The organism is Granulicatella adiacens ATCC 49175 (assembly GCF_025150565.1).
Taxonomy (GTDB): Bacteria; Bacillota; Bacilli; order Lactobacillales; family Aerococcaceae; genus Granulicatella; species Granulicatella adiacens.
Genome location: NZ_CP102283.1, coordinates 1,727,886 through 1,747,419, shown reverse-complemented (window position 1 = coordinate 1,747,419; position 19,534 = coordinate 1,727,886). Strand labels below are relative to the sequence as shown.

The 19,534-nt window shown below is 41.6% G+C and carries 21 protein-coding genes; 14 read left to right on the top strand and 7 right to left on the bottom strand.

The window, feature by feature from the left end:
- The first annotated feature begins 49 nt into the window (after positions 1–49).
- Together NQ540_RS08595 and NQ540_RS08590 are read left to right on the top strand one after the other, a co-directional pair.
- The gene (locus NQ540_RS08595) at positions 50–1,126 is read left to right on the top strand and encodes a hypothetical protein (RefSeq protein ID WP_039848962.1); all 1,077 of its coding nucleotides are present in this window, start codon (positions 50–52) and stop codon (positions 1,124–1,126) included.
- Between the two features lie 15 nt (positions 1,127–1,141).
- Entirely contained in the window at positions 1,142–2,317 is a 1,176-nt protein-coding gene (locus tag NQ540_RS08590; protein WP_005606254.1) for a hypothetical protein, read from the top strand.
- Between the two features lie 780 nt (positions 2,318–3,097).
- Here NQ540_RS08590 and NQ540_RS08585 read toward each other — a convergent pair.
- Complete coding sequence (locus tag NQ540_RS08585; RefSeq protein ID WP_005606252.1) at positions 3,098–3,862, bottom strand: class I SAM-dependent methyltransferase; 765 nt, start codon at positions 3,860–3,862, stop codon at positions 3,098–3,100.
- A gap of 148 nt (positions 3,863–4,010) precedes the next feature.
- Between NQ540_RS08585 and NQ540_RS08580 the strand changes: the two genes are divergently transcribed.
- The gene (locus NQ540_RS08580; protein WP_005606250.1) at positions 4,011–4,730 is read left to right on the top strand and encodes a hypothetical protein; all 720 of its coding nucleotides are present in this window, start codon (positions 4,011–4,013) and stop codon (positions 4,728–4,730) included.
- Positions 4,720–5,322 (top strand): hypothetical protein, encoded by a 603-nt coding sequence (locus NQ540_RS08575; RefSeq protein WP_005606249.1) that lies wholly within the window; start codon positions 4,720–4,722, stop codon positions 5,320–5,322. Before NQ540_RS08580 ends, NQ540_RS08575 begins: the two co-directional genes overlap by 11 nt.
- Before the next feature lie 208 nt (positions 5,323–5,530).
- Here the strand turns inward: NQ540_RS08575 and NQ540_RS08570 are convergent, their stop codons facing one another.
- Positions 5,531–6,883, bottom strand: coding sequence for an MATE family efflux transporter (locus NQ540_RS08570; protein ID WP_005606248.1), 1,353 nt, complete (start codon positions 6,881–6,883; stop codon positions 5,531–5,533).
- A 280-nt stretch (positions 6,884–7,163) separates the two neighbouring features.
- Here NQ540_RS08570 and NQ540_RS08565 point away from each other — a divergent pair, with 280 nt between their 5' ends.
- The 6 genes from NQ540_RS08565 (at position 7,164) to mscL (ending at position 12,935) form a co-directional block, all read left to right on the top strand.
- Positions 7,164–8,579: a Y-family DNA polymerase gene (locus tag NQ540_RS08565; protein WP_039848959.1), complete on the top strand. Its 1,416-nt coding sequence runs from the start codon at positions 7,164–7,166 to the stop codon at positions 8,577–8,579.
- A 2-nt stretch (positions 8,580–8,581) separates the two neighbouring features.
- A complete protein-coding gene (locus tag NQ540_RS08560; RefSeq protein WP_156780437.1) occupies positions 8,582–8,938 on the top strand; it encodes a hypothetical protein in 357 nt (118 codons plus the stop codon).
- Between the two features lie 88 nt (positions 8,939–9,026).
- Positions 9,027–9,725 (top strand): GNAT family N-acetyltransferase, encoded by a 699-nt coding sequence (locus NQ540_RS08555; RefSeq protein ID WP_005606242.1) that lies wholly within the window; start codon positions 9,027–9,029, stop codon positions 9,723–9,725.
- Between the two features lie 152 nt (positions 9,726–9,877).
- Positions 9,878–11,326 (top strand): amidase, encoded by a 1,449-nt coding sequence (locus tag NQ540_RS08550; RefSeq protein ID WP_005606240.1) that lies wholly within the window; start codon positions 9,878–9,880, stop codon positions 11,324–11,326.
- A gap of 11 nt (positions 11,327–11,337) precedes the next feature.
- Positions 11,338–12,459 carry an NAD(P)/FAD-dependent oxidoreductase gene (locus NQ540_RS08545; RefSeq protein ID WP_005606238.1) on the top strand — a complete coding sequence of 374 codons (1,122 nt, stop codon included), beginning with the start codon at positions 11,338–11,340 and terminating at the stop codon, positions 12,457–12,459.
- 92 nt (positions 12,460–12,551) lie between these two features.
- Positions 12,552–12,935: a large conductance mechanosensitive channel protein MscL gene (gene mscL, locus NQ540_RS08540; protein WP_005606237.1), complete on the top strand. Its 384-nt coding sequence runs from the start codon at positions 12,552–12,554 to the stop codon at positions 12,933–12,935.
- Between the two features lie 470 nt (positions 12,936–13,405).
- On the opposite strand, the gene NQ540_RS08535 is transcribed toward mscL, so the two are convergent.
- Complete coding sequence (locus NQ540_RS08535; protein WP_005606235.1) at positions 13,406–14,416, bottom strand: hypothetical protein; 1,011 nt, start codon at positions 14,414–14,416, stop codon at positions 13,406–13,408.
- A gap of 170 nt (positions 14,417–14,586) precedes the next feature.
- Between NQ540_RS08535 and NQ540_RS08530 the strand changes: the two genes are divergently transcribed.
- Positions 14,587–15,000 carry an EamA family transporter gene (locus NQ540_RS08530; protein ID WP_005606233.1) on the top strand — a complete coding sequence of 138 codons (414 nt, stop codon included), beginning with the start codon at positions 14,587–14,589 and terminating at the stop codon, positions 14,998–15,000.
- A 46-nt stretch (positions 15,001–15,046) separates the two neighbouring features.
- Here the strand turns inward: NQ540_RS08530 and NQ540_RS08525 are convergent, their stop codons facing one another.
- Both NQ540_RS08525 and NQ540_RS08520 read right to left on the bottom strand, forming a co-directional pair.
- Positions 15,047–15,379 carry a hypothetical protein gene (locus NQ540_RS08525; RefSeq protein ID WP_005606231.1) on the bottom strand — a complete coding sequence of 111 codons (333 nt, stop codon included), beginning with the start codon at positions 15,377–15,379 and terminating at the stop codon, positions 15,047–15,049.
- A gap of 15 nt (positions 15,380–15,394) precedes the next feature.
- Positions 15,395–15,787 (bottom strand): hypothetical protein, encoded by a 393-nt coding sequence (locus tag NQ540_RS08520; RefSeq protein WP_005606229.1) that lies wholly within the window; start codon positions 15,785–15,787, stop codon positions 15,395–15,397.
- Between the two features lie 110 nt (positions 15,788–15,897).
- Here NQ540_RS08520 and NQ540_RS08515 point away from each other — a divergent pair, with 110 nt between their 5' ends.
- From NQ540_RS08515 to NQ540_RS08505, 3 genes are all read left to right on the top strand, one after another.
- On the top strand, positions 15,898–16,611 hold the full coding sequence (locus NQ540_RS08515; RefSeq protein ID WP_039848957.1) for a YaaA family protein: 714 nt from the start codon (positions 15,898–15,900) through the stop codon (positions 16,609–16,611).
- An 88-nt stretch (positions 16,612–16,699) separates the two neighbouring features.
- On the top strand, positions 16,700–17,425 hold the full coding sequence (locus NQ540_RS08510) for a helix-turn-helix domain-containing protein (RefSeq protein WP_005608237.1): 726 nt from the start codon (positions 16,700–16,702) through the stop codon (positions 17,423–17,425).
- Positions 17,317–18,237 carry an IS3 family transposase gene (locus tag NQ540_RS08505; RefSeq protein ID WP_324602849.1) on the top strand — a complete coding sequence of 307 codons (921 nt, stop codon included), beginning with the start codon at positions 17,317–17,319 and terminating at the stop codon, positions 18,235–18,237. The genes NQ540_RS08510 and NQ540_RS08505 overlap by 109 nt, the downstream gene beginning before the upstream one ends.
- Before the next feature lie 122 nt (positions 18,238–18,359).
- Here the strand turns inward: NQ540_RS08505 and NQ540_RS08500 are convergent, their stop codons facing one another.
- The gene (locus NQ540_RS08500; protein ID WP_005606227.1) at positions 18,360–18,737 is read right to left on the bottom strand and encodes a hypothetical protein; all 378 of its coding nucleotides are present in this window, start codon (positions 18,735–18,737) and stop codon (positions 18,360–18,362) included.
- Between the two features lie 20 nt (positions 18,738–18,757).
- Positions 18,758–19,306: an EndoU domain-containing protein gene (locus NQ540_RS08495; protein ID WP_005606226.1), complete on the bottom strand. Its 549-nt coding sequence runs from the start codon at positions 19,304–19,306 to the stop codon at positions 18,758–18,760.
- Between the last annotated feature and the right edge of the window lie 228 nt (positions 19,307–19,534).

Here is a 19,534-nt window from a genome sequence, read left to right as displayed (position 1 = left end):
GCTATAATATTCATGACAAGAGAAGGCTTTCATGATTGGAGGAGAGAGGATGAAGGGTAGACAATTATTTGCATCAGCGCTGTGTGTATTGGCGCTTGTAGCATGCAACAAAAAGCCTGATGAGGCGGTGACGACAACCGAGGCACCTACTACCGCTCAAGCGACAACCGTGACAGAGACGACGGTGCAAGAAGTGCAGGAGTCGTATTTTGAACAGTTGCATTTAGCGTATAATCTAGTTGCTAAGGATGCCGATGCCCAGTCTGGCTTGCAAGCAGCTCGCGAGGAGAGTCAGAAGTTGATTACTGCGCATCCAAGCGACAAGGCGATGATCGAGAAGCACTATAAGGACTTGGAACGTCTCGTTCAGCACAATTCAACAGGATTTGCCAAATTTATGCAGGAGTGGAACAAACGAAGAGACCAGCACTACGAACCGCTGCAAGAAGGGCTGGATTTAACAGCGGCGAAGGTGAACGGTGAGGCTACCTCTTGGAATATGATGGGGAAGGTGACGTCGAATGACTATCAGATTCTCATCGTGGATGCTTATATCGACAACACCAACCAGCAGGCGTATCTCTTTGGCTACAAGGGTGATGAACCGATTTTCTTACAGGCCCGTTCTGTCTCGCGAGACACGCTGAAGGATGCGAACTTTGAAGAAGTGGAGAATGCGGATCTCCGGGCAGGATTCCTCAATAATGTCACTTGGAAGCAAAAAGCGCCCCAAAGTAACCCATCGATTGCGGATGTAATGGCCATTTACGCACGTAAGAAAGGCGAAGTCTATGAGCGCACGAGTCCGGCGACGCAGCGGATGTTCTATGATTTAGCCGTTCCAGATCAGCTCTTCCAATATGCGACGGTTGCGGGAATGAAGGCGAAGTTTACATGGGGAGATCTCACATTTAAACAAGGCGACGTCCCTTATGAAATCGTGGAGTGCTATGTGTCCGCATCAGGAACGACGGTGATTGTTTTTGCCAAAGTCGGCAATGGCAAGGTGATTTTAATCGGCCAAACAGCTCCAGAGACGGTGAAGAACGCGGATGGAACGATCAAGTCGAGCACCGTGAACCTCCAGCCGTACAATAGCGAAACATTATCACGCGCAACGTGGTAAGACAGGAGAAGTAGAATGACAGAAAAACAACAACTCGAAACTTTAATGAATGAGATGCTGCCGGGATTGCAGCTGTTTGCTAGAGATATTAACCTCACGCCTGAAGAAGTGGCGTGTTATAGAGTCGGGGAGGTCGTTCGTAATCCCGCCTTTACCGATGCGACGAGTCGCGTTGGGGGCATGGTGACGACTCACCGCTATGGTATTCTATCGAACCATATGATGGATTTGTCTTATGCAGAACATGGAACCAACTGGGGACTCTGTATTGCCAACCGCGACAGCCACTTTAAGGTGCTGGACATTTACGAGCATGAAGGCAAGACGCAGATTCTGCTCTTGCATTTGCCGGACGATTATCGTTGGAAATGGTTAGAAGATTTCACGATACACCTTCCTGGAAACTTAGTGGACGATTGTAGAAGTCGTTTCTTGAATAAAGCGTTTGGCGAACCGATTCCGGAAGTGACGAGTGAGGATTGGATGGAACGATGTGGATTTCCGATAGGGATTGATATGAAAGGGAAGCTATTTTCAAACGAAATCCCGATTGCACAACAAATGCGACCCGTCAAAGAGGCTTCGTTTAGAAGTTTCTACCATGAACTCGTGTACGTTCGCTGCGTGGCGCTGATTGAAGACGTGATGCCAGAAGTGGCCAAGGAAGGCGATACGGGGCTCGTCCTCTACGGCTATATCGACGAGGAGGCTGGCGTTTCCTTCCAACCGCTATGGGTGGCTAAAGAGGGAGAATCAACGCTAGACATGCGCCTCATTCCAGAAGAGACGATGTATCTGATTCGTCTGGCGAACCTCGATGACTGCGACTTCTGTTCGATGAAATGGATTGAAGTCGATTCCTATATTGTAGATCGTGCAAGACGCGTCATTGCGGAAGTGTATGATACGAAAAGCAAGGAAAAAGAAGAGACACGAACCTTCCAAGGCCTCGACCAATTCCGCCACCGCGCGCATCCCGATAACTTTGGCGTGGCCGTCTACTACGAAGACAAGAGCAAAGATCCAGAACGCTTGTGGGTCCGCATCTCGCGCGTGGAAGGCAACCAGTGCTTTGGCACTCTCTTGATGGATTCGTCTAACCCGGGCGGACTCAAAGCAGGCGATGAGATTGTGTTCCGCGTCCTTCAGAACGAAAACGGCGAGCTCGAAGTTGTGTCAGTTCAAAAATAATGCAAAAGACAAAAATAACCCTCGGTTGCTTCATAGTGTTGATGGTAAGGCACCGGGCCAAGCTTACATCTTGGCTCCTACCAAGCTTCAAACTGACTCTACGGGTTTTACCCTAGAGTCAGTAATTCACATTGGTTGCTCTTCTTACCATTCACACTATAGAACTGAGGGTCTTTTGTCTTTTTTTAAACTGGCACACCTTCTTCGTGTATGAGTGCAATCTCACCGGTCTTCTACCTTGAATGGAGCGTACCTTGACATTAAAGAAATTTATGGTATATTAAAGGTGCAAGAAATAAAGTGAATATTTCAAAGCACTAAAGCCAGAAAGAGCATTGGATGGTCTAGATCCAATGCTCTTTTTTTCGTTAAATAGTATCTAACGTTCTGGTGCTAAGGCAACTATTTTTTCTTGCTAGAGTTCAGCAAATACTCCACTAATATTAAAATTAGTCCCACATGTAATGGGGCAAGGAAATATAAAGTGAATATTTCCACTAAAACCTCACCTCCTAACGAGGCCAGTTGCCTACCATAAGTATAACACTTCACAAGCAGGTGTTGAATAGGTGTTTTGATATTTTCAACCAGAAAAAAAGGCTAAGCGAGAATGTCGCTTAGCCTTTTCTAACTGAATATCGATTTCCTTGATTATAAAAAGAAGTATGTTATAGTGAAGGGGTAGATAATAAATACCTTCACAGAAAGAGCATTGGATCTAGACCATCCAATGCTCTTTTCTTTTTGTTTACTCAATGTATGCGAGTATATTCTATCACATTACAGTTTAACGCAGAGTGTAGCGATATAGTCATTCCCATAATGGGATAATCGATTCCTTTTATCACACGATTCATAAAAATCGATCATCGCGAGACCATTTTTCAGTTGTCCTCTAATCTGACTTTCTAAGGTATGGCTAAATTCATATCCGTATTCTGGATTGATGGTGATTTTACCTTCCTTTTCAAGCTCTTTGGAGTTAAAAGGGATGGAGAATTTTAACAGTAATTCCTCATCAGGTTGGTCCCATACAACGTCAGCATCGTACATGTATATCCAAGGATTCATAAACCCGACCATTAACAGTCCGCCTTTTTTCAATACGCGAGCGGCTTCTTTATACATGTTTTCTAAATCTTCTATATAGACATTTGAAACGGGATTAAAAACAATATCAAACGTTTCATCTTCAAATGGGAATGGTTTTGTCAGATCGCCTTGAACGGTATTGATTGTTAAACCTTCTCTTTCAGCCACCATCTCATCTCTTTGTAATTGTGATGTGGAAAAATCCATTATGGTGACATCATACCCTTTTGCAGCAAAAACGGGACCCTGCTGCCCGCCACCACACGCTAATCCTAGTATCTTTTTCCCGTTGGCTTTTTCAAACCAGTCTTCCGGAACTTTTTTCCCAACCGTTAACGCAACAGAAATGGGATGCTTTCTAGCTTCTTCTAATTCTTCATGTGTCAATGGTTCAGTATAGGTATTTTGTACATTATTCCATCGATCTTGATTACTTTTTATATAATTGCTCATCTGATAATCTCCTCACCGTTTTTTAATTTAGCTACTTTCATTATACGACAAATTCTTAGTAAAAAAAGAGGTGTTGTAGAGAATTATGATGAAATAGAGCTATTAAAGACTAATTCCTAGTGATATAATGAGCAAAAGGAGGCGTTAGATGTGTAGTGTTTATAAAAAGCTAATAACACAATTAATTGAAGAAGGAGACTTATGGGAGCAGTTAGGAATCACCAATGATGGTAAGAATTTTGATTTAGTAAATTATTCAATGCGTCTAGTTAAAGATATAGATGACTTAGATGAAAAATTTAATAAAGTAATAGATGAAGATATACAGGTGTTTAATGATACCAATTATTTTTCGGCATTTAAAGATTTAGATAAAAGATGGGCTGTAGGTGGATACGGAATTGTTGATGCTAGTACTCTTGGAAAAAGTAAACGTAGTAAAAAGAAACGATATAAACCTACTATATTTCATTCAGGACATATTCTTGCACAAAGATTGTTTCGAGGAGTTGTTAAGGGAATTTGTCTAAATTATTATAATGTAAATAATATTTATCCTCAAACGGAGTTATCAAATAGAGGGAGTGTATATTGGGGAAAGAAATTTTTTGATAATCAATCCTATTATGAAAGTTATTTAGAAATGGAAGTATTAAAAACTGGAAAAAAATATTTTTATAGGGCAAAACTTATGTATGGAAAAGATGAAATAGTACCTAGAGGAATAAGATTGCAAGCTGTTGAAGTTAAAGAAAGAGATTCAAGAATGTTTATAGATAAAAATAAAATTTTATTCAATGTTTTTATACCTAATACATTCTCAGATTCTTTACCGAACTATAAAAAAATTACTTTGATTGGAGAGTAAGAAAAATATGATATTGGTAATAGTGATTGGTTCTTTTGGAGTTATGCTAGTATTATCCATAGTTCAACAATTCATTAGTTGGGGCATTTTTAAATATTTGCTTAATATTGTAGCGTTTGTTTTTGTGATTTCTGGTATTTTAGAAATAATAATTTTGATTCCAAATATTATTGAGTATGTGTTAAATCTAGATAGTGTTTTTAAAGTAGCAATTGTGACAGGTGTAGTTTCAATCGCAGGGGTTGTATATTCCGCATACATGAAAAGAAAAGAATATCTTTCTGAGAAGAGGAAAGATGCGTATTTGCTATTCCTGAGATTTATGTATGAATTAATGATTATCAATCCAGACATGGATAAAAAGAGGATTATTAAAAATATAAATAAATTCCAATCTAGTATCTTGTTGTGGGGATCTCCCTCTGTAATTAGAGCGTGGAATACATTTAAGCAAAATAACACGGATAATCCGCAAGATACCGAGAAGACTTTACATTATATTGAAATTCTAATAAATGCAATGAGAACAGACTTAGGGGTAAACAAAGTAAAAGAAAATGAAATAATAAAAACTATTACTAAACTAAAATGAATAAAAAGTTTGGAAATAATCAAAAATTGAATTAGGGCGTCAGTTGATTTTATCAACATGACGCCCTTTGAAGTTCGATAGGCAAAGAGACTTCGGCTCTTGCCGGTACAGTTATTTCCTTTACTATGAAGATATCCGAAAGGTCAACAGAAGCCCTTGGCGTCCAACACTATGAAGACACCGAGGATTTTATTTTGTCTCTTTTCAATCAAAATATTTCATGCCTTACTTCTTTAATGAGCGGATGACGCAAGAAGGCGTAGGAAAGATAGATGGCCATCAGGCACCAAATGATCGGCTCTGCAAAAATCACCCCAAGATACCCCGCCTGCGGAATCACAAACACCACGAAAAGCACCTTCCCTGCCAGCTCGATAAAACTCGACACAAGCGGCGTCACCTTTTGCCCAAGCCCTTGCAAACTATTTCGTAAAATCAAAAGGAGCGCTAACGGTACATAGAAGAGTGATCCGATGCGGTTATACAGCGCGGCATTATCCAGTAGAAGCGGGTCGCTCGATCCAGAGACGAGTTCGTTTAGGAATGGACTCGCAAAGAATAAAATAATGCAGACCAGAATCGCCCATCCAAACGCCAGCAGACTGCCTTGACGAATCCCTTTGGCAATCCGGTGCACTTTGTTGGCACCGAAGTTTTGCGAAGTGAAGGTCGTCATTGCTGCCGCAATCGCCGCAAATGGCAAGGTCGAGAACGCAAAAATCCGTCTGGCAGAAGTTTGTGCACTGATGATGACCGGTCCAAGGGCGTTGATGGAAGTCTGTAGCATCACGGATCCTAGTGAGACGATGGATGACATGAGTCCCATGGCTAAGCCTTGGCTGAGGAGGTCTAAATATAGTTCGTCGTCGCGGACAAAATCACTTTTGGCCGGGATAAGGAAGCTGGCGCGTTTTTTGATATAGATAAAGCAGAGAACGGCCGATATGCCCTGAGCAATAATCGTCGCAATGGCCGCTGCTGCAACGCCCATGTTGAACGTTGTAATGAGTAAAATATCGAGGAAGATATTCGCCACCGCTGAGAAAATCAAGAAGTAAAGGGCTGCTTGACTATCCCCTACAGCACGCAGCAACCCGGCGCATAAATTATACGCAAATGTCACCGCGATTCCGAGCACGATAATGGAGATGTACTCGTAGGACTGGTCGATAATACTAGCGGGTGTTCCAAGAAACTCGAGCAGTGGATACATTCCGAAGAATCCGATGGTTGCCACTAAGAGACTGAGGACAGCCCCGATGACGATGGTGGCTGAGACGGCGCGTTTTAAGAGGCGATGGTTATTGGCGCCGTAGTAGCGCGCGATGATGACGCCCATCCCGTTGCCGACGCCGAGTGCGAATCCGACAATCAGTTCAAAGATGGCTGCGGTCGCCCCAACAGCTGCCAGCGCATCCTGCCCAAGGAACCTCCCTACAATCATAATATCGGCAGTGTTATAGAGTTGCTGGAATATATTTGAAATAACAATTGGAATTGCAAATGTAATAATGGACCGCAAAATCGGTCCGTCTGTTAAGTTAATAGCGGTCTTTTTCATAAGGGAAATTATACTCGCACGCTTGGGGAAATTCAAGAACGTTTCTTGTAAAAATTTCCTTTTTGGGGGACTTCATTTTTTGAAAAGTGAGAAGGAATTTCGCTTGAAAGAGAACATATGTTCGTGTTATAACTAAGGTAGTTCAAACAGATTCGGCACTAAAAGAGAAAAAATTCAACAACAAGCCCCTTAGAAACGTTGCTATAGAGAGGTTTCTAGGGGCTACGTGAAAAATTAGTCGTTTTAAAACCGAAACATCGCAAGAAGGGAGGCGTGTTCGATGAGTCTGATTAACTACAGTTTGGAACCAAGAAGCGACATTGCGTTTATCGATATGAAGTCGTTCTATGCCAGCGTCGAGTGCATCGCCAGAGGACTGCATCCGCTCAAGGCGTCGTTGTGTGTGATGAGTCGCGCGGATAATTGCAAGGGGCTCATTTTGGCGTCTTCTCCCGTCTTCAAGAAAGTCTTTGGGCGCAAAAATGTCGGTCGAACCTACGACTTGCCGTTTGATATTCATACGCGTCGCTTTTCCTATTATAAGGCCGAGCGTCAAGGGCTCCCCACGGATGCGGCCTTCGTGCGTTTCATCGAGGCGTGGGCGAGGGCGACCGTCATTGTCCCACCAAGGATGTCCGAGTATATCCGGATTAATATGCAGATTCAGCGTATTTTGCAAAATTTTGCCACGACGAGTGAGATTTATCCGTATTCCATCGATGAAGGCTTTGTCGATTTGACGACTTCTTTGAATTATTTCTTCCCGGATCCGACGCTTTCTAGAAAGGAAAAATTAGACCTCTTGTCCGCGCAAATTCAGCGGGCGATTTGGAAGGAGACAGGGCTCTATTCAACGGTAGGGATGTCTAATGCGAATCCTCTCCTTGCTAAACTCGCGCTGGATAATGAGGCTAAGAGTGCGAAGAATATGCGCGCCAACTGGTCGTACGAGGACGTGGAAACGAAGGTCTGGGGAATCGAGAAGATGACGGATTTCTGGGGAATTGGCAGTCGTATGGAAAAGCGGCTGAACCAGCTGAAGATTTACACGATTAAGGAATTGGCGCATGCGGATGCGGATCTATTGAAGAAGCATCTGGGGATTATGGGCGTGGAGCTGTGGTTTCACGCGAATGGCATCGATGAGAGCAATGTCCATCATCCCTACAAGGTGAAATCACACGGTATCGGGAACTCGCAAATTTTGCCGAAAGATTACCGTCGCAAGGGCGATATCGAGTTGATTTTAAGAGAAATGGCCGAGCAAGTGGCCGTTCGCCTGCGCAGGGTCCGCAAGAAGACGACTTGTGTATCGATTCATGTGGGGTACTCTAGAACGGAGGAGAAAAAATCGATTCAGGCGCAACGAAAAATCGACCCCACGAATCAAACGAAGCCTCTGACGGAAGTGGTATTGGACTTGTTTCGCCAGAAATATACGAGTGGTGCGGTGCGTCGAGTAGGGATTTCCTATCAAGGGCTCGTAGATGAGGCGATTACGGTATTTTCATTATTCGACGATTACGAGCAGGTCGAAAAGGAAGAAAAATTGCAAAAGGCCGTCGATACGATTCGCGACGAATTCGGCTTCACCTCGCTCTTGAAGGCGAACTCTCTATTGGAATCGTCCCGCGTGAAGGCGCGCAGTCAGCTCGTCGGAGGGCATTCGGCAGGAGGGTTAGATGGATTGACATGAATATGCGTATGTATTTACCGTATAAAGCAACCAGAGAATATACAGACCGTGGCATGGCGAAGTGGCAAGGCTTCTTCTTGTCGGAACATACGAGTGAAATCGCCAAGGAGAAGCGGATGGAGCATTACACGAGTCGCCTCACGAAAGAGGAAAAATGGACGCTGCTGACTCAACTCTATGTTCACCGGCAACTGGCGTGTTTTCGCGTGAAGAAGAAGGAAGGGCATGAAATGGTGGTCGGTGTGCCTGTGGAATTGAGCGGCGAAGCCGTCTACGTGGAGTCGCAGGCAGAAGCAAGGTGGCTGTCTATCAGCGACCTCCAGGAGCTCTATTTAGTGGAGACAGCAGAGGAAGAGTAGAGTAGGAAGTCCTCATTTTTACAAAGAAGTGGTATAATAAGGTACTTTAAGAAGTGATGAGACTGACAGATAGAAGGTAGAAGAGGATATGAAGACAAATGAATTTGGACAAGTGATTGGGGAAGCTGTTCCTGGGTTTACTCCAGGGGTACTTCCAACGGCGGCGAGCATTGAAGGAAGATATACGCGCTTGGAGAAGCTGAACGAGTCGCATAAAGAAGCTTTATATGCTGTCTATGGGCCAGATACTCCTGCGCACATGTGGACGTATTTAGCGGGAAGTTCGGTTGCCAATAAAGCCGAATGGGACGAGCTTTTTGAGCGTTTATTACGAGATTCCTCCAAATTTTATTATGTAATTTTGGATAAAAATACCCAAAAGGCGCTGGGAACCTTCGCGTTAATGCGCCTGGATACAGCAAACCGAGTGGTCGAAATCGGTTCGGTGACTTATTTACCCGAGTTACAGCGAACCAGAATTGCGACAGAGGCGCAATATTTAATGGCACGGTATGTATTTGAAGAGATGGGCTATCGCCGTTATGAATGGAAATGTGATGCGCTCAATGAACCTTCGAAGCGTGCCGCAAAACGTCTAGGATTTACCTATGAAGGGCGATTTAGACAAGCCGTCGTTTATAAAGGGCGAACTAGAGATACAGATTGGTATTCGATGATTGATCAAGAGTGGCCTAAGCGAAAGGAACGGTTCGAAAAATGGTTGCATCCAGAGAACTTTAATGAAGAGGGAGTGCAGTACCACTCCCTTTCACAACAATCCTTATGAAGTATTAGGATGAAGCTTTAGAAGTTAGAGCGGTAGAAATACCGCTTTTTTGCTAGGAATTAGAATGAAAAGTAAAGAGAATCTTTACGAACTGCCCCTTTACCCTCTTTCTTTTTCCTTGTACAATGAAGCTGTAGAGAGGACGTGGAACTATGTGGAAAGACGCCATTGAGATGCGAGAGGCTGTAAGGAATCAGGAAGTCTCTCCGGTTGAATTAGTACAAGAAAGTTTAGAAAAAATCCATGCATTCAATCCCGAGTTGAATGCGGTTGTTCACATCCAAGCAGAGCGGGCGCTAGAAGAAGCGAAGACGCGCTCGTTTGAGGGCTTGCCGTTTGGAGGCGTGCCGCTTCTATTGAAAGACCTCGGGCAAAATCAAGCGGGGGAACCATCCAGTTGCGGAAGTAAACTGTTAAAGGACATCCCAATGAAACGCACCGACAACTTTGTGAAGCGTCTGGAAGAGGCCGGGTTTATTATCGTGGGGCGGACGAATACTCCCGAGTTTGGGTTTAAAAATATGACGGAAGCTAAGCTCTGGGGGCCGGTGAATAATCCCTATGACCTGAAACGCAATGCTGGTGGGTCTAGCGGTGGTGCAGCGGCAGCCGTTGCAAGCGGCATGGTGCAGATTGCAGCAGCCAGTGATGGCGGCGGTTCAATTCGTATTCCCGCAAGTTTCTCAGGACTATTAGGCTTGAAGCCGAGTCGGGGTCGAATTCCTGTCGGTCCTGGTAGCTATCGTGGCTGGCAAGGGGCTTCGGTGAATTTTGCGATGACGAAGAGTGTGCGCGACACGCGTGAACTGTTGCGCGCCTTACAAGTTGAGCAGAAGGATAGTCCGTTTTTAGCGCCACTGATTCGCGAGTGGGAAGTCCGTTTAGAGCGTCCGCTTCGAGTGGGCGTCATTGAGAAATCCCCAATTGAGAGCGTGGTTGCTCCAGAAGCTAAAGCCGCGCTACGTAAGGCGGTTCATTTCCTTGAAGACATCGGCTGTGAAGTGGAACCCATCGGCTGGCCTGTCGACGGTGTGGAAGTGATGAAGAATTACTATTTAATGAATAGTGTCGAGACCGCAGCGATGATGCAAGGCTTGGAAGCCAGTCTTGGACGAGCGCTGACTAAGGACGATATGGAACTGATGACATGGGGCATTTATCAATCCGGGCAGCACATTCTTGCCAAAGATTACAGTGTGGCTCTTGCCAAATGGGATACTTACGCGCATGCGATGGAGAAGGTGCATGAGGAGTTTGACCTGATTTTAACGCCGACCGTCAGTGATGTGGCGCCTCTTCAAACGCAATTTCCGATGGAGGAATCGGTTCGTCAGGCGCTCAACCAGATCGAAGAACTCAGCGTCCCTGAGCAACAAAGTGTGATTTGGCGGATGTTTGATCGTACCTTGGCCTTGACGCCATTTACGCAATTATCGAATATTACAGGTGCGCCTGCGATTAGCTTACCGGTGTATCTTAGTGATAAAGGCCTACCAATCGGCGTGCAGTTCATGGCAGCTCGTGGGCAAGAGGCACTGCTCTTGCAAGTAGCAGAGTGGTTTGAAGAACAAGGGCAATTTGAAATGAGACAGTTCAGCTAGGAGTGAACAAGATGACTAAATCAGTAGCAATCGTAGGAGCTGGGATTGTAGGGGCAACGGCGGCCTACCAACTCAGTAAAAAAGGAATCGCCGTGACCGTTTTTGATGCGGGCGTCGGTCAAGCCACCAAGGCCGCAGCGGGGATTATTTGTCCGTGGTTATCCCAACGCCGTAATAAAGACTGGTACCAACTCGTGTCGCATGGGGCAGCGTATTATCCCCTTTTAATGGAACAATTACGTGCGGATGGAGTCACATATTTGCCGTATGAACAAGTTGGGGCGTATATTTTCAAACATACTGAAAAACAACTCAAAAAAGTGGAAGAAATGGCGATTGAACGCCGAGTGGATGCGCCGATGATCGGGGAAGTAGAGGCGCTATCTAGAGAAGACGTCGCAAAGGTGATCCCAGGATGGGCGAATCCAGATGGGGCTTTGTATTGTAGCGGTGGCGGTCGTGTGGATGGAGAAAAACTTGTAGCCCTCCTTCTAGAGCAAGCCGTAAAAAACGGAGCTACCGTGAAGCGTCAAAAAGTTTCTTTATCCAAAGAAGGCGAAGACATTCGAGTGGTAGCCGGTGAAGAGGTTCATTCTTTTGATGCCGTAATTCTCTCCAGTGGCGCTTGGGTCAAGGAATTATTAGAAGGACTCGACTACTATGTGGATGTGCGTCCGCAAAAAGGGCAATTGATCGAATTGGAACTAGAAACGAGTGAAGATACCTCAAAATGGCCGGTGTGCATGCTTCATGGGGAGATTGATATCCTACCGTTTCCAGGTGGCAAGATTTTAGTTGGGGCGACGCATGAGAATACGAAAGGATTCGATTTGACGCCAGATGAAGCCTTGTTAGACGGCATGTATGAAGAAGCCTGTGCAAGTTTGCCAGCGTTAAAAGCCGCGAAACGAAGTGGGGTTCGTGTAGGAACACGCGCGTATACTTCCGATTTTCTACCATTTTTTGGGAAAGTTCCGGAAACTTCGAATGCCTTTGTGGCGAGTGGATTGGGTTCTTCTGGTTTGACGAGTGGAGTGTGGATTGGCGAATTATTAGCGCGGTTATCCGCAAAAGAGACCGTTGATTTTGACGTTGAAAATTATCCTCCAAAAAATTATATAAGAAAAACATAGAAACATAACATAATTTTATTTGTTTTTTGAATCAAAATTTAGTATTCTATTAAGAGTAATTATGTAACTTTTTATAAAAGGAGGAAAAACGAATGTTAAAAGAGTTCAAAGAGTTTTTAATGCGTGGGAATATCGTTGAATTAGCTGTAGCCGTTATTATTGGTGGTGCTTTTAAAGCAATCGTTGATTCATTAGTAAAAGACATTATCTCACCAATCATCGCAATGGTGGCTAACACTGGCGATATCGCAGCAGTTTCATTTAAATTAGGTTCTGCTCAAATCGGTATTGGAGCGTTCATCGCTGCAATCATCAACTTTGTAATCGTTGGAGCGGTATTATTCTTAATCGTTAAAGGAATGAATAAAGCTTCTGAATTAGCAAAAGGTAACAAACCTGCTGAAGAAGCTGCACCAGCTGCACCAACTGCGGAAGATTATTTAAAAGAAATCCGCGACTTATTAGCAAACAAATAATCATTCAGAAAAGCCGAGAAACCTCTCGGCTTTTTGTGTGCAAAAATTTTGTGTGTGCTTAGTTTACATTGAATCGATTGATGAATTATAGAGGATAAAGCGTTGCTTTATTTCTTTGGATTGGAAGAAATGAGTGCATTGGTGGATAAACGAGTTCAGAATCAGTTTGATGATTGAAAGAGTTATAGTGGGGCACCGGTTCGAGTCTAGGTCTCTCACCTTTAAAGCCTCAAAGACGGAGTAAGGAATGAATTCCTAACTCCGCCTTATTCGTTTTAATGTGTAGTCCCACTATTCTTTCAATCAACTGATTCTTTTCGTTATCCACCAAATCGGTTTAACGCAGAATCCAAAGAAATAAATTCGTTTAGAACTTATCAATCTATTCAATGTAAATTTACAAAAAACGAGAGGTTTCGGTTTTCAATGATTAAAATTTGCTTCGTCGACCACCGGACCATCCGAGTTTTTTATAAGGATTTTACTAAGTATCGTGAGCTGAGATTTGAAGTTCCGTCATTATTCCTTTCTTCGATTAGAAGATCTGATAAAAAATCTTTTGTTTGTTCCCAATCGAAATTTTCTTTAAATCCGTTGCTACCATCCGAAAATAGATTTAAACAAAATGTAGCGAAGATTGTCTCGCAAGTTCTTCTTGGAAATTTTGCTAAATAGGAATCGAAAAATGAATTTGAGTATCTATAATGATGAGTATGAATGAAGTCTTTCCACGTATTTAGCATAGATTCTTCATCTATAATATCAATTACTGAAACCTCTTCAAGCGGTCTTTTGTCAATGTTTCCCCAGGCTTTTTTCATTAGCTTAATCGCTTCTGCATCAGTTTTAGGAGCGCTATATCCAAAGATTGTGAGCATATATGATTGATCAATATAGTAATGTAATGCTTCCCAACAAAAATTAATGTATTTATCAGAAGAGTAATTTTTATGTTTTACTGGGTATAATAATTTAGTAGGCGCTAATCTTTTAAAACATTTTGGACAGGTACAGTCTAATGTTCCAAATTCAATATGATCATTACAATATCCAACTGCAACGTTTCCATGCAAACAAAGAATTAATGGTAAATTACGAGTAATCTGTGAGCAACGAACGTAGGCTTGAATTAATAAAGGATCCCAATTAAATGTGGCTATACAATCCTTTTTAGTTAAACTTAGTATTAAAAAATCGTAAAGGTTTATTTCGTCAGGTAATTCTAAAGATGAAAAATAACTGTACAGTCTATCTTCGAGTTCTTTAACAATTTTTGTGCAGTCTTCTCTTTCATATAGTTCTGAATAAATATCCTCTAAGTTATCACTTTTGGTTTGCAACTCAATGTTGGCAAGAAGCTCTTCTAAATTTAATTTTTTTATTAATCCATTCATTACAGAAGATTTTTTGCCGTTTTTATCACCTTTTGGAATTGCGGCAATAGTGGCTCCCGCTCCTAAAATAACAGTATGTGCTCTCATAGTATCCCTCCTAAATTCTAATTATAGCACTAACTTTTTAAAGAAAAATATATTCTAAAGAAAAAGTGAAACTTAACGAATCTATTTTCAGATTTTAAATTGCTTTATAAATCATTCTTACTCTAAATTAGGTATAATAGTAGAAAGATGTAAATAAAGGGGTCTTTCAAATGTGGATTGTATTTGCGTTGTTATCAGCTGTGTTTGCGGCGTTGACGTCGATATTTGCCAAAATAGGGATTGATGGAGTGAATTCAAATTTGGCAACGGCAGTGCGAACGGTTGTGGTCGTTGTGATGTCGTGGTTGATGGTGTTTATCACGAACAATCAGTCAGGACTAGCACAAATTAGTAAGAAAAGTTGGGTGTTTCTCATTTTATCCGGGATTGCGACAGGGGCGTCATGGTTGTGCTATTACCGAGCGCTCCAACTAGGAAAGGCGACTGAAGTGGCTGCGGTGGATAAACTGAGCATTATTTTCACTTTGGTTTTAGCGTTTATTTTTTTGCACGATACATTTACGGTGAAATCACTCATCGGTTGTGCGCTCATTGCAACAGGGACAATTCTGATGGTGTGGTAGATAGAAATAGCGTACGGAATTTTCCGTACGCTATTTTTGATGTTGATTAAACAAGCGCCAACCCAATCGTGAGAAGGATTGCAATGGTGATGCGGATGACGTGGTGCATGGTGTTGTTATTGCCTTTTTCTTTTCCGTTCATATAGGCTCCCACGCAGCAAAGCGTTGCCCCAACAATCCATGTAACAAATGAAATTCTGGGAACTATTGCTAGTAACGGAATTGCAGGAAGTGCGATTAGAGCTCCTACAAAAATGAGGATGTTTCCTGTTGTTTTGTCTCCTTTTAGAAGAGCGGCACCAGCTGCAAGTAGATGTAAGAGAGCAAATGTAACGATAAAGAAACTAAGAATAAAAAATAAGATGAATACAAAGTCCATATGAGGTCCTCCCTGTTAGGCGATAATCATTAAAATTGTGAGTACGAGTGCAATGATGGCACGAAGTTTGTTTGGGTCTTCGATTTTGTCAGGAAACGGATTTCCGTTCACAATACGGACGAGAAAATCCAGCATGGCGTTTTCTGTTTTATAGGGCTTTTCATGCTGGTTATTCCAGTAAGACGCGTAAAGAATCAGCGCCCATGCTACAAACCATATGATATATCCAGTAACTGATTTTTGATAGATGAGACGGATGGAATGGAGGGCGTTAATACCTCCAAAGAAAAGTAAGAAGTTTGCGAGTGAATATTTTTTGGACCAAATAGCATAAATCCCAACGCTTAAAAATGGTAATAAGTAAAATGAGGCGATGGAATTAATCAGAAGTGTCAAAGGTTGAGGCATACAATTCTCCTTTAAGCTTGATAGTAATCAGTATAAATCGCTCCTTGTGTTTTGTCAAAACAGGGGGAGTACGGTACACTAAGGAGGACATGAACGAAGGGAGGACCAAGATGAAATTCATACTATCGCCTGCAAAGGAAATGAATAGTGACGCATTAGAGGCGTGTGACTGGGAAGTGAGCCCGGCAGCTAGGAAAGTAGTGGAGGCTGTGAGCGCAGTGCCTGAAGAAGACCTTACCCGTGTGCTTGGGGTGAAAGGGAAGTTGCTTGAAGAAAATAAAGCCTTTATCGAAGGTTGGAAGGTGGCAGAGGCTGCTCCTGCCATTGAACTTTACAATGGACTGGCGTTTCGCTGGTTGAAGCAAGTAGACGGATGGAACGAGGGATTAGGCTATGGAAGTGATCATGTACGTATTTTGTCTGCCTTGTATGGGGCTGTGGCGCCAGATGCTTATATAAAGCCGTACCGTTTGGATATGTTACGACCATTGCGCGTGGACGGGAAGAGCTTGAAGGCTTACTGGAAAGCGGAGTGGGCTGAGCTGTTTGAAGAAGGCGAAACGGTGGTGAACTGTGCTAGTGATGAATTCAGCACGAACCTCTACCGCTCGCGTTACAACTGGATAGACGTGGAATTTTACGAGCGTAAAGAGGGGAAGTTAAAACAACACTCCACGACTTCTAAAAAAGGACGTGGGTTATTGGTTGGTTTTGCCCTGCGTGAACAAGTAACCGACGTCAAGCAGTTGGAGGCTTTTAGAGAAGACGGATTTGCGTTTGACGCGGAACTATCAACGCCAGAAAAATTAGTATTTGTAAGATAAAAATAGAGGAGTAGGACAGCAGTCTGATATGCTCCCTCTAAAGTAGACACTAAAAAAGTAAACTACTTTAGAGGGGGTATTTTTTAGATTGGCTAAGAAACATACTGCAAAAGAATTAGAACGATTCATAGAATTGTATTTAGATGGTGTGCCTTTTCGTGAGTTGCGTAGTGAATATGGTTTAAGGATTTCACCTGGAACATTTAATATGCATTTTTTGAACTATAAAGCATATGGAGCTTCTGCATTAGAAGATCGAGATGGGTTTAACACTTATACAAATGAATTTAAAGAAAAGGTGGTTAAAGAGTTTTTAGAATCGAAAACCTATTTAACGGCAATCACAAGAAAATATAAAATTCCTTCTATTACAACTGTACGAAATTGGATTATTAAGTATACTAATGGTGAGGCCACGAAGGCCTACTATCCTAAGCCAGAGGTATACACTATGAAATATAGAAAAACATCGCACGAAGAAAGAATCCTTATCGTCAAAGACTGTATTCGAAATCAATTAAACTATAAACAAACCGCACAGAAATATAACATCTCTTACAACTTGGTGTATCAATGGGTAAAAAAATATCAAAAATATGGCCCTGATGGATTAATAGACAGTCGAGGAAAACGAAAACCAGATAATATACAGACAGAAACTGAGCGTATTCGTGCAGAAATGGCTATATTAAAGGCACGAAACGAATATTTAGAAACAGAAAATGCCGCACTAAAAAAATTACAAGAAGTGGAAAGCGAGCTGATGTTTGCCAGACGAGATTTGAAGCGGAATATCAAACGATTAAAAAATTAAGTAAAAGAGGATTTCATATTACTCAATTATGTAAAGTGTTAAAAGTCAGTAGAGCTGGCTATTATAAATGGTTAAATCGTGTCCCTTCGGAATCTGAAAAACGACTATGTCGTTTAATGGAATTAATACACGAAGTATATGAATCTGTTCAAGGTATATATGGATATCGTCGTATCACAATCTATTTAAACTATTATAGAAATGCAAAAGTGAATCATAAATGTATTCAGCGTCTTATGAAACTAATGGGATTAAAGGCAATTATACGAAAAAAACGTTATCGTTATAAATCCAACTCTGAAGAATACACCGCAGCTAATATTTTAAATAGAGAATTTAAGAAAGAATACGAGCCAATGGCTCTACTATTAACGGATATTACTGAATTAAAGTATGGAAAGGGAGAAAAAGCTTATTTAAGTGCAGTTTTAGACTATGGCACAAAGAAAATAGTTGCATATCAAATATCTAAACAAAATAATAATCAAATTGTTAAAGACACTTTTGATCAAATAAAGAGAAAGATAATCCCAACAAAAACAATGATTCATAGTGATCGAGGATTTCAATACACTTCTCATTTCTTTAAGCACTTTATAGAAAAAGGTCAGATAACACACAGCATGTCCCGTCCTGGCAGATGTATCGATAACGGCCCAATTGAATCGTTCTGGGGAACATTAAAGGAAGAAGTATATCGTTTATATCATTTCAAAAACTATGAATCTCTTTTCAAGAAAGTTGAAGAGTATATCCACTTCTATAATGAGAAAAGAATTACTTTATCAATGGGGTTAAAAATCCCTGCATAAACAAAAAGACGAGTTCTTATGAACTCGTCATACAATTTAATTATTTTCCTGTCTACTTGACAGGGTGCACTTCAGTCTTACTCCTCTTTTGCTTGTTATTTTATGATGCCTTCTAATACATCTTAATCCTCTATCATCAGCGGAAAAATATCTTCCCCTCTGTACATTTTATCTTTCATTTCTTTCCACTCAATGACTAGTTTATACAGTTCATCAGTTGAAATAAAACATGGTGCACCTAATATTTCTTCCTCAAATTGAAAGTAAACTTCTGTTATTTCTTTCCCAATTTCGATTCCCAACATATTACCATCAAAAGCATACTCTTCCATATTCCCAGAAATTACACTCTCCAAAGCTTCTCGAACATCCAGATAAAAATTATGAACCTCAGTGATAAAAAACTCGCCTAAAGTTTGATATTTTTCATCCAAGAATTTTATTGATAATCTAATATCACCGTTGGGATATTTAAATATTCCATATTGTCTTTTTAACATTTGTTACGTCCTATACCTTTCTATTTACTGTTAGGAAAAGCTGAAATAATTTTTTCATCAGAGTCTAAATACATCGTAATTTTCATTCCATTCTTACTTATACCTTCATACTTGTTCCTTGAATTAGTGTCAAATTCCCTTGTTTCATATGCCTCATTAATGGCATCCACAACCTCCTGCGGGCTCATATGGTCAGGGAAGAAGGTTGATTTCTTTACATTTGCTTTTTTAGGCATTCCATTCACCTCAACTTTCGCTTCATAAATCCCAGCATCATTTAAAACGGGACCTTTAGTACCTTCTATGATACTGCCAGAAGTACCCTCTATCATATCATAGTGATAACCTCCTGCTCGTCCTTTCCTATTTATATCACCTTCAAAAATGTGAATTAAAGACTTCTCAGTAAAGTTCTCTGTGTGTTGGAGTTTAGCTATGTCATCCATATTGTACATTTTGGATTTAGAAGTATTTTGATTCCAACTATCAAGTATAGATTTTTCCTTCTCTACATACCGTTTAAACCCTGAACTTTCCCTTGCTGCCTTATTTACTTTTATATTTTCCAATACTTAATTTTTTATTTCAAGTGCTGAGTCAACTTTTGGCACAGTCTTCCCGTTCAAACTAAACTTCTCAACTGCTTTAGATGCTGAATACCCACCTACAAAGTTTCCTAATAAGTTCATCAACTGTGCGGTGTCTTCATTCTTTTTTTGCCTTGCCAATCTGGATGAATGTTTCGGTGCATGATGGGATAATTGATATTGTGAACATTCTGTTGGATTTGAAGAGAA

Excerpts from the sequence above, each read along its gene's own strand:
- NQ540_RS08595 (WP_039848962.1), top strand. The coding sequence starts at position 50 with ATGAAGGGTAGACAATTATTTGCATCAGCGCTGTGTGTATTGGCGCTT.
- NQ540_RS08590 (WP_005606254.1), top strand. The coding sequence starts at position 1,142 with ATGACAGAAAAACAACAACTCGAAACTTTAATGAATGAGATGCTGCCG.
- NQ540_RS08585 (WP_005606252.1), bottom strand. The coding sequence starts at position 3,862 with ATGAGCAATTATATAAAAAGTAATCAAGATCGATGGAATAATGTACAA.
- NQ540_RS08580 (WP_005606250.1), top strand. The coding sequence starts at position 4,011 with ATGTGTAGTGTTTATAAAAAGCTAATAACACAATTAATTGAAGAAGGA.
- NQ540_RS08570 (WP_005606248.1), bottom strand. The coding sequence starts at position 6,883 with ATGAAAAAGACCGCTATTAACTTAACAGACGGACCGATTTTGCGGTCC.
- NQ540_RS08565 (WP_039848959.1), top strand. The coding sequence starts at position 7,164 with ATGAGTCTGATTAACTACAGTTTGGAACCAAGAAGCGACATTGCGTTT.
- NQ540_RS08560 (WP_156780437.1), top strand. The coding sequence starts at position 8,582 with ATGCGTATGTATTTACCGTATAAAGCAACCAGAGAATATACAGACCGT.
- NQ540_RS08555 (WP_005606242.1), top strand. The coding sequence starts at position 9,027 with ATGAAGACAAATGAATTTGGACAAGTGATTGGGGAAGCTGTTCCTGGG.
- NQ540_RS08550 (WP_005606240.1), top strand. The coding sequence starts at position 9,878 with ATGTGGAAAGACGCCATTGAGATGCGAGAGGCTGTAAGGAATCAGGAA.
- NQ540_RS08545 (WP_005606238.1), top strand. The coding sequence starts at position 11,338 with ATGACTAAATCAGTAGCAATCGTAGGAGCTGGGATTGTAGGGGCAACG.
- mscL (WP_005606237.1), top strand. The coding sequence starts at position 12,552 with ATGTTAAAAGAGTTCAAAGAGTTTTTAATGCGTGGGAATATCGTTGAA.
- NQ540_RS08535 (WP_005606235.1), bottom strand. The coding sequence starts at position 14,416 with ATGAGAGCACATACTGTTATTTTAGGAGCGGGAGCCACTATTGCCGCA.
- NQ540_RS08530 (WP_005606233.1), top strand. The coding sequence starts at position 14,587 with ATGTGGATTGTATTTGCGTTGTTATCAGCTGTGTTTGCGGCGTTGACG.
- NQ540_RS08525 (WP_005606231.1), bottom strand. The coding sequence starts at position 15,379 with ATGGACTTTGTATTCATCTTATTTTTTATTCTTAGTTTCTTTATCGTT.
- NQ540_RS08520 (WP_005606229.1), bottom strand. The coding sequence starts at position 15,787 with ATGCCTCAACCTTTGACACTTCTGATTAATTCCATCGCCTCATTTTAC.
- NQ540_RS08515 (WP_039848957.1), top strand. The coding sequence starts at position 15,898 with ATGAAATTCATACTATCGCCTGCAAAGGAAATGAATAGTGACGCATTA.
- NQ540_RS08500 (WP_005606227.1), bottom strand. The coding sequence starts at position 18,737 with ATGTTAAAAAGACAATATGGAATATTTAAATATCCCAACGGTGATATT.